Consider the following 13,595-nt stretch of genomic DNA (forward strand, 5'->3'; position numbering starts at 1 on the left):
GGTCCGGGCCCGCCCGGGTGTTCGGACGGACGTCCACCGCCCCCGCAGCAGACAAGGCCGCTCACAACCAGATCAGTGGGCGGGGGTGTCGCTACCGTTGTGAGGGGGCATGGATCTCTTTGAATTTGCGTGCGCAAGCTATTTAATAGCTAGACTACACAAACGTCAAACCACCGCGCGGGTCAAGGACCCGCGTCACAGTCCATCCTGCGAGGACCGTTTCGTGCCCGACGAGACCCCTGAGCCCTGCCCTGAACAGCCGGAGTCATCTTCTGATCAACAGGGATCAACCGAGCCCTACGCGGAGGAACTCGAAGAGTTCCAGCGCGTGTGGACCGAACTCATCAATGCGGCGCTGCACGCCCGCTCCCGGGGAGGGCACGGGCATCGCGGCGCCGAGGAACTCACCCTGACACAGTCGCTGCTGATGGAAGCGGTGCGCGGCATGGACAATCCGAGTGTCGGTGCGGTTGCTCACATCGTCGGTGTGTCATCGCCCTCGGCAACCCGGATGATCCAACAGCTCGAACGCAAGGGGATGATGGCCCGGCGCCGCTCCGAACGTGACGAACGCAGCACCGTCGTCACCATCACGGAGGAGGGCGAGCGGGTCCTGGCGGAACGCCGCAAGTACATGGAGCGAAAGCAGCGCCAGGTCTTCGACGCGATACGTCCGTCCCTGCGTCCGGTCGTTCTCGACGTACTGCGTGACTTGCGGGAAGCGATAAACGAGACCTGAGTGACCTGATCGGCCCGCTGAACCGGGCCTCGTTCGGCCGGGCCGGTCTGCCCGCGGCAGATCTGCCCCGGGCCGAAAAGGTGGAGGCCGCGGCGCTTCCCGGCGCAGTCTGGGAGCACCGGCGGGAGCGGACGAGGGGTCCGTTCCGGAAGACGCCGGGCCGAGGAGTGCTCATGCCGATCCACCGACAACCGATCCACCACCAGCTCGTCGCGGAGCACGCGCCGAGCGGAACCTTCGACGACCAGCTCGCCGCGCGGCTCCTGCGCAGCCGCATCGTGCTGCTGGGGACCCAGGTCGACGAGGACAGCGCCAACCGGGTGTGCGCCCAGATCCTGTTGCTGGCCGATGAGGACCCGCACAAGGACATCACGCTGGCGATCAACAGCCCCGGCGGTGTGGTCTCCGCCGGACTCGCCATCTACGACACGATGAACTTCGTCCCCAACGACGTGTCCACCCTGGTCATGGGGTTCGCCGCGAGCATGGGCCAGTTCCTGGCCTGCACCGGGACCGCCGGAAAGCGGTACAGCCTGCCGCACGCGCGGATCATGATGCACCAGCCGTCGGGCGGACTGGGCGGGACCGCCGCCGACATCGCCATCCAGGCCGAGAACCTGGCCCACACGAAGCGGACGATGATCCGGCTGATCGCCCGGCACAGCGGCCAGAGCGAGGGGACCATCGCCAAGGACCAGCACCGGGACGCCTGGTTCACCGCGCAGGAGGCGCGGGACTACGGGTTCATCGACCACGTGGTCGCGTCGGTCGGGCAGATGGCGGGCGGCGTTCGGCTGGGCGGGAACTCGCCCGGGTTCGTCCGGCAGGGGAAGTCGGGAGGTGCCCGATGAGCGGGCGTTACACGGTTCCGATGGTGGTCGAGCGGACCCCGAACGGAGAGCGTTCGTTCGACGTGTTCAGCCGGCTGCTGTCCGAGCGGATCATCTTCCTGGGCACCCCGATCGACGACGACGTCGCCAACGTGGTCATGGCGCAGATGCTGCACCTGGACTACGAGAGCCCGGACATGGACATCCAGCTCTACATCAACTCGCCGGGCGGCTCGAACACCGCGCTGACCGCCATCTACGACACGATGCGCTTCGTGCGCGCGGACGTGGCCACGGTCTGCATGGGGCAGGCGGCCTCGGCGGCGGCGGTGCTGCTCGCGGCGGGAACAACGGGCAAGAGGGCGGCGCTGGAGCACGCCCGGGTGCTGCTGCACCAGCCCTCGACGGAGGGGCGGGGCGAGGCCGCCGACCTGGAGATCCAGGCGGCGGAGATCCTGCGGATCCGGTCCCAGGTGGAGGAGATCCTGTCCCGGCACACCGGGCAGACCCAGGAGCGGCTGCGCGCCGACACCGACCGGGACAAGATCTTCACGGCGCCGCAGGCGAAGGAGTACGGCCTGGTGGACGGGATCATCACGACCCGGGAGGTCGGCCGGGCGGTCGCCTGAGAAGTGTCGGGGTGAAGGGGGCGGCCCCGGGCGGTGGAGCCCGGGGCCGCTGGCATGCGCGGCTGGGATGGGCCGGACGCGATGCCGTCCAGGTGTGGGGGATGCGGGGTGGCGGAGCGGCTTCGGTTCAGGCCGCCAGGGACACGACCCGGGGCTGGTGGGCCTGAGGGCTCCGGGCGGGTAGGGGCGCGCGGGTGTGGGGGAGGTGGGCCCGGCGTTGGCCGACCACCTCGAAGCGGGCCAGGTGGGTGCGCTGGTACAGCTCGCCGAGGACGTCGACGATGCTCAGGCCCAGGGACCGGTAGATCGCGGCGAGGACCTCGGAGGAGGCCTCCTTGAGGCCGCGCTCGACCTCGGAGAGGTAGGGGAGGGAGACCTGGGCGTCCTCGGCCACCTCGCGCAGGGTCCGGCCCTGCTCGGTACGGGTGCGGCGCAGCAGGTCACCGATGAGGTCGCGCATCAGGGGCTCGTCAGGGCGCTCCTGGGAGCGGTCGCCTCTGCGGGCCTCGTCCAGCGCGTGTAGGACGCTTTCGGGCATCGCTGCCTCCCCTGTTGGCCGTGTCCCGACCTTTCGAGCCTATGCCGCGGGAATGCCGTAAGGGGAGGGATATCGGTGGCCTTATGCGGACGGCAGAACCCGCTGGGGGAGAACCCGGAACGGTTGGGTAAGGTGTGCCTTGCCTAACTTGAGGAGGTCCTGCTCATGGTCGACGTACTGACCGCCCCCGCTGTCCCGTCCATCGTCAACCGGATGACCCGTCGCCAGTTCGGTCTGGCGGGTGCCGCCGTTCTGGCTCTGAGTGCTTGCGGCACTGACGGGCGGAGCGATGGCGGCACGGGTGACGAGGGTGCCGGCGGCCGTGAGGTCGAGCACGCGATGGGTAAGGTCACCGTTCCCGAGCAGGCCGAGCGTGTGGTCGCCCTGGACAGCCTGGTGCTCGACACCGTCGTCGCCCTCGGGGCCCCGTTGGTCGGCGCGGCGCGGGCCGGATCGGCCAACAGCCTTCCCGAGTACCTCGGAGACGGGGTCGAGGGGGTGGAGGCGGTGGGCGAGATCATCGCGCCCAACGTGGAGGCGATCGCCACTCTCGGCCCTGACCTGATTCTCGGCACCAAGCTGCGTCACGAGGAGTTCCACGAACAGCTCTCGGCGGTCGCGCCCACGTTCTTCATCGCGGAGCCCGCCATCGGCTGGCAGGACAACGTGCTGCTCATCGGTGAGGCGCTGGGCCGGGCCGAGCGCGCGGAGGAGGTGCTGGGCCAGATGCTCGCCGAGGCGGTGGACGCCGGTCTGGCGGTCGGGGCCGACGGGAAGACCGTGCACGTTCTGCGCCGCGTGGACAACGGGGTGCGGCTGCACGGGCCGGGTACGTTCTCCGGCTCGCTCCTCGGGGAGATGGGCTTCACCGTCCCGGAGAAGGACTGGGACTCCAACGACATGGTCGAGCTGTCCTTCGAGAACCTCGACCAGATCGAGGCGGACGTGGTGTTCGTGACCGACGACGTCGACCTCGACGACGCCCTTCTCGCCGGGGTTCCGGCTGTTGCGGCCGGTAACGCGTACAGCGTCAACGACCGCGTCTGGATCGCGGGCATCGGCGTCCTCGGCGCGGAGCGGATCATCGCCGACGTACGCGAGTTCCTGAGCTAGCCGGGGCACCTGGTTCCTGGGCTGGCCGGGGGCGGGCAGCGGCCGGTCGCGCACCCCGACGGACAAGCGGCAGCGAGGGCCCCGGTCTCCACAGCCCGGTGGGTAACGGGGCGCGTTTCGCGGCCGGTCACCCGTGCCAGCGAACAACAACCGCGACTCACCAGCCCCCCGAGCCCGGTTTCGGCCCCTCCCCGAAGATGATCTTGCTACCAGAAGCGAAATCAGCGCCGAACTTGCTCCTGGTAGCAAGATCACGGGGGATACAGGGGTTTTGGAAGCAACGGACAACTCCCAGAGCGGGTTCCGGACACCACGGCTTCCCCAGGGCCAGCACTACAGCGCTGAACCCAGTCCTCGCCGCCGCTTGTCCGATGGCACGCATGACCGGCCGCGACACGCGACCCGGTCCGCGCCGGGCTGGGGAAGGCACCGGCCGAAGGCCGAGGCAGTTGCCGTTGCTGTTGGGCCCCTTGGGGCCCGTTGGCCACCCCGGACCACTCCTCCCCCGTTTCCCGACAGCCGCCAACCGCCGTCGCAGCGAAGCGGGTCAAGGTGGAGCGCCCTCCGGGCGAAGCCCTCGACGCGACGACCTTGAGGCGCGCAGCGGAGACGGCAACCATGGGGCGGCGGGAAACGGGGGAACGAACGTAGGGAGCCCGGCGGTTGCTTCCGGGTCGGCTTCCGGGGCGGCTTCCGGCAGGGGCGCGCGGGTGATGCTTTTGTGCGGGCGGGTGCACGTGCGGGGGAATATGCGCGGGAATGTGCAGGGGAATGTGCAGGGGAATGTGCTTAATTCGCGTGCAGTTATCGGTGCATGTTAGCGGATGTCTCCTTGGATGTGTGTGCTGAGGGAAGATGGGGGTGTTTTTTTGTTCTGGATGTGAGTCTTGCCTGTTCATAGCGTGTGTGGCTGGGGATTGTTGTGGGTGTCCGAATCTTTGATCTTGGCAATCCTTAATTCGGGATGTCATTATGGTTCGGTGTTGGGTGGTGACAGGTTGGACATTCAGATCCTGGCCCCGATTCCGCGGATACTGGTGGTAAACCGGCCGGTTGATGTGGGCTCTCCCAAGGCCCGCCTGATCCTTGCGGTCCTCGCTGAGTCCGTTGGTCGCGTCGTCCCCGTGACGACCCTCGTTGAGCATGTCTGGGGCCAGGACCCTCCCGGGTCGGTTCAGGCGAGTGTTCAGGTCTATGTCAGCCGCATCCGTCGTGCTTTGAAGGAGGCGGGTGCGTCGACCGGGATCGTTCGGCGGGGCCAGGGATACGCCTTGGAGGCCGAGGCCGGGTGTGTGGACTGGCACCGGGCTCGGAAGTTGGCCGAGCGGGCGAGGAAACTGGTGCGCCAGGGCGAGAACGACCGGGGGTCTGTGCTTCTGGAAGAAGCGCTGGATCTGTGGCAGGGGGAGCCCTGTACGGAGTTCGGCGGGCTGTGGGCGGATTCCCTGCGGCGGAGTACGGCCCGGACTCATGAACGGATCCTCGGTGACTGGGCCGATGCGAGGATCGCGCTGGGACAGCACGATGAGGTCCTGGACCGGTTGGACGAACACCCCCCGAACGAGACACTCGCCTTCCACCACATGCGTGCGCTGGTCGGGGCAGGGCGGCACACCGAGGCGATCGAGTGCTACACGGAGCTGCGGGAGCACACGCTCGAGGAGCTGGGATCCGAGCCGAACCCCCGGGTGCGGAACCTCTTTCAGCGTGTTCTCGCTGAGGAGGGGCAGGAGGTGCCCCAGGCCGGGCTCAGCTTGGTGCGCGAGGGGGAACGTTCCCCCGGGGTGATCGACACCCTCCAGGCTGACGTGTCTGATTTTTTGGGCAGGGAGGAGGAACTGGAGCGGCTGCTCTCCTTGGTTCGGGAGACCGAGGGCCCGACGGTGGTGCAGACGGTCACGGGGATGGGCGGCGCGGGGAAGACGACCCTAGCCGTGCATGCGGCGCATCTTCTGCGGGACGGCTTCGACGTTCGATTGCAGACGGATCTGAGCGGGGTGGGCGCAGACCAGGTCCTGTTCCGGCTGTTGCAGATGATGGGTGTTCCCGGCGGCAGTATCCCCGCTGAGCAGGAAACCCGTGTGGCGATGTGGCGCAGTCAGACCGCAGGGCGGCGGGTCCTTCTTCTGCTGGACAACGCGAGCGATCAGGGACAGGTGGCCCCGGTCGTTCCGGGGACCCCGGGGAGCGTGGTCCTGGTGACGAGCAGGCGGAGCCTGGCCGGGCTGCACGGGGCGCGCCAGGTGAGCCTGGGGGTACTGGATCGGGAGGACGCCGCCCAGATGTTCGCGGCCTTCTCCGGGAGGGGTGTCGAGAACACGGGGATGGACAGGGTGGTGAGCCTGACCGGCAGGCTCCCGATCGCCCTGCGCGTGGCCTCCTCCCAGCTGCGACTGCGCCCGACGTGGAGTTTGGGCGGTCTCGCGGACCGTCTGGAATGCCAGGGCCGGGCCGCTGTGAAGGGCGAGTACTGGGAGGCGTTGGCGGTGTTCGCCGATTCCTTCGAGGAGTTGAGCCCTCAGGCCAAGCGGACCTTTCTGTGCATGGGCTTGCACCCGACCCCGGTGATCCTCGACCACGCCGCGGCGGCCTCTGTCGGGAGCTGGGATGCGACGGAGAGGTCCCTCCACGAACTGCTGGACATACACCTGATCGAGGAGGTCAGCCCGGGCCGCTACCGTATGCACGACCTGGTTCGGAAGTTCGCCCTCCAACGCGTCGCCCATGTGATGTCGGAACAGGAACGCCGGGCAGTGGAGGAAAGGGTTCTCGAGTACTACCTGGCTACGGTCAACAACGCCGATCGTGCTGCCAGTCCGGGGCGGCGCCGTACCGAGCGACCGATGGTCCGCAGCACGATTGCCCAGACCTTCGACACCCCGCGTGAGGCCCGGGACTGGTTCGCTGACTGCTTCCCGGCGGTGGAGCTCGTCATTGACTACGCCAGAGCCCGGGGCTTCACGGAGTACGCAGCCAGAATTCCGCTGGCGATGGCCGGTCTGCTGGTCAACAACGGCCCCTGGGATCGCGCGGAACAGTTGTTCATGGATGCGGTGGAGGCATGGCACCGGCTTGATGATCGCCTGGGGGTGGCGGATGCACTCTACGAGCTGGCTCTCATACGACTGAACCAGGGCGGTCAAGATGAAAGCGCCGAGGGCCTTCTCTCTACCGCTGCCAACCTGTGGGGAGCTCATGGAGGGCAACAGAGTGTCCCTTATGCCCGTGAGCAGATCGCCCGGTTGCATGCCGGGCAAGGCAACCATCGGAGAGCGATGGCTGGTTACCAGGTTGCGCTCAAGGAGTTCCGTGCTTTGGGGGACCAACAGGGTGTGGCCAAGGTCTTCAGCCGCATGGCGACGAGCCACGCCAAAACGAGGAGGCATGAGCTCGCCGCCAGCTTCTACCTGGTGTCGAAGCAGCTCTACCGGGCGCTGGATGACAAACAGATGGAAGCTGCGGCTGCCATGAACCTCTTCCAGTTCCAATGGGGACGAGGACACCACCGTGAGGCGCGCACGATAGGTGAGCGCTGCCTCCGGATCTTCAAAGAGCATGGTGACGTGCTGAACGCAGCAAGGATTCAGCAGAACGTCGGGATGCTGGAGAGCTATCTGGGCAGGCACCGGCAAGCTCTCGAATACTTCAACGTCGCATGCCAGGGTTACTGGACTGCAGGAGACGTTTCGAGCCTCACCAGAAGCCGGGCTGGGGCGGGAGTCTCGCAACTCGGTCTGGGGCGAGTCCTCGAAGCAGAGAAGACGTTGCAGGATGCTCTCGCCCAGGCGAGATCGCGAGGCCTCCCTGGCCCGGAGTCACCTCTGCTGAGAGCACTGGGGGATGTGCGTCTGGCGCAACAGCGCCACACCGATGCCAGGGAACTGTACGAAGCAGCCCTCGTTGCAGGCCTGCAGTCGGCCGAGGCCGCGAACGCGGGCATGTCCTGTTCACAGTTGGGCGACCTCAACAGTGTCGAAGGTGACCAGGAACAGGCACTTGCCTGCTGGAGGAGGGCAGCCCGGTTCCTGGAACGGATTCCTACCCCCTACCTGGCCGATGTGCGCTCGAAGATCCAATGGGCCGAGTATGTTCAGGGGCAAATCGCCAGCTAAAGACAATGTTCACGAGTTACTCCAAATGCCCACGAGCTCGGGCATGAAAGCTCTATGTTTCTCAGGGGCAGCATGAGACTGGGCTGCCTCCTCGTTGAGTGAGCATAGAAAGTCAAGTTTTGTCTAGTTTGAGTAGATTTACAGTCTCTCTCGCTTCTCTCTCTGTCTCGGCGCCAACGAACGGCGATGAAACAACGATCGTGGGGGGTGACTGACCAGACCCCGGCCGGCCCTACCAAGCTTGGTGCAAGGGCGGGGCCGGCCACTTGCAAGGGTCGTCAAGGTGCGTGCAAGGAGATTTTCTGAAGGGAACCAGGCCCCTGGCTCAGTGTGGTTTCCGACCAGACGGCGAGGTCGGAGGGAACAGCCTGATGATCAGAAGATCCTGGATGCGGGGGGACCTGTTCGGTCCCGTTTTCCCATTGACGGTGAGCACGACGAAGCGGGTGCTGGCGGTGGTGCACAGTCAGCAGTCCGGTGACCGGATCAGTGAGTTCATAGGCCCCCTGCTGGAGGCCGATCGGCGGGTGCAGGTGGTCTGGACGCTCGCGCCCGGGTCGTTGTTCGAGCGGGGCGGGCACGCGTTCATGCGCGGGCTCGATGCGGCGGTGCTGCCCTGGGAGGAGGCTGTCGCCTTCGGGTACGACTTGGCGGTGGCCGCCAACCACGGCATGTTGGACCAGGTCAGGGCGCCCGTATTGGTCTTGCCGCACGGGACCGGGTTCTCCCGGCGTACCGGACTCGGGCCGGGTTTCGGGCCTGTGGTGGAGCGGTCGGTGGGCGGGGCTGTCCTGGGGGCTCTCGTCCGTTACGGCCGGGTCGTACCGGCTGCCATCGGTGTCGCGCACGAGGAGCAGCGGGCGGCTTTGACGTCGGTGGTCGCGGAGACGGAAGAGATCATCCACGTGGTCGGCGACCCCTGTTACGACCGGGCGCTCGCGGCCCTGGGCGAGCGGGAGCGGTTTCGGCGGGCGGTGGGCGTGGGGGAGGGCCAGCGGTTGGTGGTTCTCTCGAGTTCCTGGGGGCCGAGCGGGGTGTGGGGGAGCCGCCACGATCTGATCGACCGGCTGATGGCGGAGCTTCCTGGAGACCACGCCGCCGTGCTGGTTCTGCACCCCGGGATCTGGTGGTCGCACGGACCGCGGCAGGTGCTCGGGTGGGTCGGTGCGGCCCGGCGGCGGGGGCTGCGGGTGCTCACGCCGGAATCTCCCTGGCTCGGTGTGTTGGTGGCGGCCGATGCGGTGATCGGAGACCCGGGGTCGGTGACGGCTTACGCGGCCGGGTTGGGAGCGGCACCGCTTCTGGCCGGTGGGACCGACGACATCGTCCCCGATTCGGCCCCCGCGCTCCTGCACCGGTTCGCCCCGGGCTACCGGGACGGGGTACCGCTCGGGCGGCAGCTGGCGGAGGCGTCGGCGGGCTGGAACCCGGAGCTCGCATCGGCGGTCCACGCGCGGCTGACCTCGGTGCCCGGGGGGTCGGCGGGGAGGTTACGGGAGGTCATGTACCGGCTCATGGACCTGTCCGAACCCGAGGGGCCCGCTTGTCTGGAGCCGTTGCGGGACCCGGAGTTCGTGCCCGACCGCCGGTGGCGGAGCGAAGGGCGGGCCGCGTGAGGGCCGGGTGGGCCCGGGTGGTCCGGTGCCGGGTGGGACTGCTGCGGGAGGACGGTCAACGGCTGTCGGGTGAGCACGTGGGGGTGCTCATGGGTGCGAACGCCGATCGGCGCTGGCTGCACTCGGCTGATGTCGTGGGAGTCGCGGGAGGAGATCTCCACAGGGTCTCCGAGGTCCTCGACCTGTTGCCCGGCTGTCGGGTGGTGGTCGGCCTGGGGGCGGAGCCGGTGGTGCGGGTCCGGGGTGTGACCGGGACGGTCGGCCTGCCTGATGCGGAGAGCGCGGGGCTGGTCGCGGCGCTGGCCTGTTCCTGGCCGGTGGAGTGGGGAGGTGGCGCTGCGGTGGCCGAAGCGGTTCGGGGCGCCGAACTCAGCGCTCTGACGTGTACGGCGGCCGGTCCAACCGCGACCGTGTCCGTTCGGCTTCGGGGGCGGACAGCCGTGTGTAGATGGGAAACGCTGTACTGAGCAGTTCGCGCGCCTCGTCGATCCGGCCTTCGGACTCGGCGAGGTCGGCGAGCAGGACCAGTGCTCCGGCTTGTTCGGCCTGGGCGCCGATCCGGTCGCTGAGGCGGAGGATTTCGGCCAGGACCGGGCGGGCGCGGTCGGGTTCGGCCGCCGCCAGGTGGGTGGCGGCCAGCCCCGCGAGGGTGCGGACGCGCATGTAGGGTTCGTCGGCTTCGGTGAAGAACTCCAGGGCCCGGCCGAAGTAGTCGACGGCGCCGGCGTGGTCGTCCAGGTCCCGGCCGGCCTCGCCGAGGCGGCGCAGCATCAGCGCGATGCCGCGGTTGCGGCCGAGCCGGGTGTGGATGGCGAGCGCCTGCTCGAAGAGGGCGCGGGCGCGGGCGGGCTGTTCACGGGCCAGCTCGCACACCCCCGCGCCTTCCAGGGACGAGGCTTGTCCCAGGACGTGCCCGGCCCGGGTCCACGCGGCCAGGGCGCGGTGGTGGAGCTGGCTGGCGACGGCGGGTTCGCCGAGGCTCAACCGCAGCCCGGCCAGGGCGTTGAGCATGTTGGCTTCGGCGGCGGGGTCGGCGAGGGCCTCGGCCGAGGCCAGTCCGGCGGTGTAGGTCTCCTCCCAGGCGTCGAAGTGCTTGCGGATCATGAACACGTTCCGCAGCGCCTCGCACAGCTGCCAGCACGGAGAGTACCGCCCGGTGGCCTCGCAGAACCGCACGGTGGCGCGCAGGACCTCCAGTTCGGACTCCAGCCAGTCCAGTGCCTCCCGCCTCGAACCGAACTCCGTGCCGGGCGCGCGTTCGAAGACCGGGGCGAGGTGCCAGCGGCCGGGGTTCAGGGTGTGGTCGGCCGCGGCGGCGGTGTGCAGGTAGTAGTCGATGAGCCGGTCCACCGCGGCCGTCACGGTTTCCCCGGTCTCCCTGGTTTCTCCGGTCTCCCCGCCCTCCTCGGACTGCTCTGTCTCGGATTGCTCGGACCCGCTGAGGGAGCGCGCGTGCAGGCGGATCAGGTCGTGCTGGCGGAACCTCTCCCCGAAGGTCTCCTCCAGGAGGTTGGCCGCGACCAGATCGGCGAGGAGGTCCTCGGTTTCGTTCGTTCCGCGGTCCAGCAGCGCCGCCGCGGCCTCCGCGGTCAGGTCCCGGCCGGGGATGGTTCCGAGCAGCCGGTAGAGGCGGCGCGCGGGTTCGGGCAGGAGGCGGTATGAGGCGGTGAAGACCGTGTCCACGGACAGCTCCCGGCTGTGGCTGAGTTCGGCCAGGCGGTTCCCTTCGCGGGCCAGTCTGGACACCAGCCGGTTCAGGGGTTGGTGGGGGCGCAGCGCCAGCCCGCTGACGGCGGCGCGCAGGGCGAGGGGGAGCCGACCGCACAGCTCCACCAGCCGACGGGTGGCGGCGGGGTCGGACCGGGTACGGTCGTCGCCGAGCAGGTCGGCCACGAGTTCGATGGCCTCGATCTCGCCCAGCGGCCGGATGTCCATGACCTCCGCGCCGTCGAGGCGCAGCCCGGTGAGGTGTAATCGCGTGGTGGCCAGGAGCAGGTGGCCGCCCTGCCCCGGAGTGAGGGCGCGGACCTGTGCGGCCGAGACCGCGTTGTCCAGCAGGACCGCGATCCGGCGCCCGTGGGTTCGGCTGCGGAAGGACGCCGCCCGGGCGGAGAAGTCGTGCGGGATCGAGGCGGGGTCCGCGCCCAGGGCCCGCAGGAAGGTGTCCAGGACGTCGGCGGGATCGGCCGGGCCCGCCTCGGTGAAGCCCAGCAGGTCCGCGTACAGGGCGCCGTCCGGGAACGCCGGGCCAACCGACTCCAGGAAACGGGTGGCCAGGGCGGTCTTGCCGACACCCCCGGTGCCGGTCAGCACGACGGTCCGTCCGCTTCCCTCGCGGGCCACGTCCCGGCGCAGCGCCTCCAGCTGGCGGAACTCGGCTTCGCGGTTGGTGAACAGGCGTGGCGGTACCGGTAACTGTCGGGGGACGGGCACACCCGCGGGAGTGTTCGGATCGCCGTGCAGGTGAACGGAGCCGTGGACGGTCCCGACCTGGACGACGGTGCCGCTCACGTCGCTGGCGCAGGCGTGGTGTGCCGCGCCTGGGTGTTCACCTTCCGGAGGGGGCATGAGGGGGCTTCTCCCGATGTGGACAGAGACGGAGTCCTGCCCCGTGCCGCACGGGTTAATCCAGACAAAAAGGGATGCACGGGTAGTAGCGAGTGCTCATGCACATGAAGATTCCACTCGGGGGCAAAAGTTTCTCCGTGGGCGGTGTCCGTGACCTGCGGAGCGGGAACAGGGGGAAAGCGTCTACCTGGGGGAGGCTCTGTGGAGATCACTGGAATCATCAGCGCGATCATCGTCGGTCTGATCATCGGTGCGCTCGGTCGTCTTGTCGTACCCGGAAAGCAGCATCTGCCGATCTGGCTGACCCTGCTCCTGGGCATCGTGGCCGCTTTGCTGGGCGGCTGGATCGCGAGCTTCTTCACTGGGTTCTGGCTGTTCGTACTGATCGTCCAAGTCCTGGTAGCCGCCGCCATCGTTTACCTGGCCGACGGCATGTACTCCAAGAACGCCAGTACCGCCTGACCGGACGCCTGGCGGTCTGGCCGCCAGACGTCACCTGCTCAACCCGAGGCCACCGGATCCGAACCGGTGGCCTCGGCCACGCGTACCGTCCGGCCGGAGCGCACGGAGGCCTCCGCCGCCGTCAGGACGGCCACGACCTCGCGGCCGAACCGCACGTCACAGGGGTCGCCGTGGCCCGTGCGGACCTGCTCCAACAGGCGGTCGACAGCCGACCCGAAGGCCTCCACCGCGCTGCGGTCACCGCCCGGTACCGACCGCCAGCCGTGCTCGCCGTACAGGTCCACGGAGAAGGCCTCCGCCTCCGGGGCCGCGTCCAGGGTCACCGAGAGCGAACCCACGGCCCCGTCCCGGTGCCGGGTGAGCACGTGCACGCTGTCCCGGGGACCGGCCACCGCGGTGACCTCCTCGACCGGACCCAGGACGGGCAGCACCACCGAGAGCACGTGCGGTCCCACGTCCCACAACCCGCCCTTCTCGCGGCGCCAGGGGGAGGCCCCGTACGGGTTGCCCGGCTGGAAGATGGAGGCGAACAGGGTCGCCCGCACCCCGTGCCAGCCGCCGTCGGCGACCGCCTGGCGCAGGAAGTCGTTCACCCCGTCGGAGAAACGGCTGGTGAAGAAGACCACGGAGGCCAGTCCGCGCGCCTGGGTTTCGGTGACGAGGGCGTCGGCCGCCTCGGTGTCCAGGGCGATCGGTTTGTCCAACAGCAGGTGCTTCCCGGCTCTGGCCGCGCGCAGGGCCAGTTCGCCCTGGACCTGCGGGGGCAGCGCGATCGCGACGGCGTCGACGTCGGCCAGGAGAGCGTCCACGTCCTCGTAGGGGCGTGTGTCCAGTTTGTCCGCCAGCTCCGTAGCCTTGGCCGGGTCGCGCCCCCACACCCCGACCAGCGTCGCCTCCGGGTGCGCGGCCAGTGCGGCCCCCTGGGTCTCGGTCGCCCAGAAACCCGTGCCCAACAGCCCGAACCGCAGTTCCATGGATGGACCCTCCC

Annotated in this window: 10 protein-coding genes; 7 read left to right on the forward strand and 3 right to left on the reverse strand. The window is 68.7% G+C overall.

The genetic code is table 11. From position 1 onward, the window contains the following. Positions 1 to 223: 223 nt before the first annotated feature. The 3 genes from NE857_RS04005 to NE857_RS04015 all read left to right on the forward strand — a co-directional run bounded on the left by NE857_RS04005 (position 224) and on the right by NE857_RS04015 (position 2,198). The gene (locus NE857_RS04005; protein ID WP_254419852.1) at positions 224 to 739 is read left to right on the forward strand and encodes a MarR family winged helix-turn-helix transcriptional regulator; all 516 of its coding nucleotides are present in this window, start codon (positions 224 to 226) and stop codon (positions 737 to 739) included. 173 nt (positions 740 to 912) lie between these two features. Beyond that, complete coding sequence (locus NE857_RS04010) at positions 913 to 1,590, forward strand: ClpP family protease (RefSeq protein WP_254419853.1); 678 nt, start codon at positions 913 to 915, stop codon at positions 1,588 to 1,590. Then, the gene (locus tag NE857_RS04015; protein ID WP_301184302.1) at positions 1,587 to 2,198 is read left to right on the forward strand and encodes an ATP-dependent Clp protease proteolytic subunit; all 612 of its coding nucleotides are present in this window, start codon (positions 1,587 to 1,589) and stop codon (positions 2,196 to 2,198) included. Before NE857_RS04010 ends, NE857_RS04015 begins: the two co-directional genes overlap by 4 nt. Positions 2,199 to 2,325: 127 nt before the next feature. On the opposite strand, the gene NE857_RS04020 is transcribed toward NE857_RS04015, so the two are convergent. Continuing rightward, a complete protein-coding gene (locus NE857_RS04020; protein WP_254419854.1) occupies positions 2,326 to 2,736 on the reverse strand; it encodes a helix-turn-helix domain-containing protein in 411 nt (136 codons plus the stop codon). A 165-nt stretch (positions 2,737 to 2,901) separates the two neighbouring features. Between NE857_RS04020 and NE857_RS04025 the strand changes: the two genes are divergently transcribed. The 3 genes from NE857_RS04025 to NE857_RS04035 all read left to right on the forward strand — a co-directional run bounded on the left by NE857_RS04025 (position 2,902) and on the right by NE857_RS04035 (position 9,577). Continuing rightward, complete coding sequence (locus tag NE857_RS04025; RefSeq protein WP_254419855.1) at positions 2,902 to 3,849, forward strand: ABC transporter substrate-binding protein; 948 nt, start codon at positions 2,902 to 2,904, stop codon at positions 3,847 to 3,849. Positions 3,850 to 4,847: 998 nt separating this feature from the next. Continuing rightward, positions 4,848 to 7,961 (forward strand): AfsR/SARP family transcriptional regulator, encoded by a 3,114-nt coding sequence (locus tag NE857_RS04030; protein ID WP_254419856.1) that lies wholly within the window; start codon positions 4,848 to 4,850, stop codon positions 7,959 to 7,961. Between the two features lie 428 nt (positions 7,962 to 8,389). After that, complete coding sequence (locus NE857_RS04035) at positions 8,390 to 9,577, forward strand: hypothetical protein (protein WP_254419857.1); 1,188 nt, start codon at positions 8,390 to 8,392, stop codon at positions 9,575 to 9,577. A gap of 369 nt (positions 9,578 to 9,946) precedes the next feature. Here the strand turns inward: NE857_RS04035 and NE857_RS04040 are convergent, their stop codons facing one another. After that, positions 9,947 to 12,145: a tetratricopeptide repeat protein gene (locus NE857_RS04040; RefSeq protein WP_254419858.1), complete on the reverse strand. Its 2,199-nt coding sequence runs from the start codon at positions 12,143 to 12,145 to the stop codon at positions 9,947 to 9,949. Between the two features lie 201 nt (positions 12,146 to 12,346). Between NE857_RS04040 and NE857_RS04045 the strand changes: the two genes are divergently transcribed. Beyond that, positions 12,347 to 12,607 (forward strand): GlsB/YeaQ/YmgE family stress response membrane protein, encoded by a 261-nt coding sequence (locus NE857_RS04045; RefSeq protein WP_254419859.1) that lies wholly within the window; start codon positions 12,347 to 12,349, stop codon positions 12,605 to 12,607. A 38-nt stretch (positions 12,608 to 12,645) separates the two neighbouring features. On the opposite strand, the gene NE857_RS04050 is transcribed toward NE857_RS04045, so the two are convergent. Further along, on the reverse strand, positions 12,646 to 13,581 hold the full coding sequence (locus NE857_RS04050; protein ID WP_254419860.1) for a Gfo/Idh/MocA family protein: 936 nt from the start codon (positions 13,579 to 13,581) through the stop codon (positions 12,646 to 12,648). Positions 13,582 to 13,595: the final 14 nt, after the last annotated feature.

Origin of the sequence: Nocardiopsis exhalans (genome assembly GCF_024134545.1) — a bacterium.
In the GTDB taxonomy this organism is placed as follows: domain Bacteria; phylum Actinomycetota; class Actinomycetes; order Streptosporangiales; family Streptosporangiaceae; genus Nocardiopsis; species Nocardiopsis exhalans.

Excerpts from the sequence above, each read along its gene's own strand:
- NE857_RS04010 (WP_254419853.1), top strand. The coding sequence starts at position 913 with ATGCCGATCCACCGACAACCGATCCACCACCAGCTCGTCGCGGAGCAC.
- NE857_RS04015 (WP_301184302.1), top strand. The coding sequence starts at position 1,587 with ATGAGCGGGCGTTACACGGTTCCGATGGTGGTCGAGCGGACCCCGAAC.
- NE857_RS04020 (WP_254419854.1), bottom strand. The coding sequence starts at position 2,736 with ATGCCCGAAAGCGTCCTACACGCGCTGGACGAGGCCCGCAGAGGCGAC.
- NE857_RS04025 (WP_254419855.1), top strand. The coding sequence starts at position 2,902 with ATGGTCGACGTACTGACCGCCCCCGCTGTCCCGTCCATCGTCAACCGG.
- NE857_RS04040 (WP_254419858.1), bottom strand. The coding sequence starts at position 12,145 with ATGCCCCCTCCGGAAGGTGAACACCCAGGCGCGGCACACCACGCCTGC.
- NE857_RS04050 (WP_254419860.1), bottom strand. The coding sequence starts at position 13,581 with ATGGAACTGCGGTTCGGGCTGTTGGGCACGGGTTTCTGGGCGACCGAG.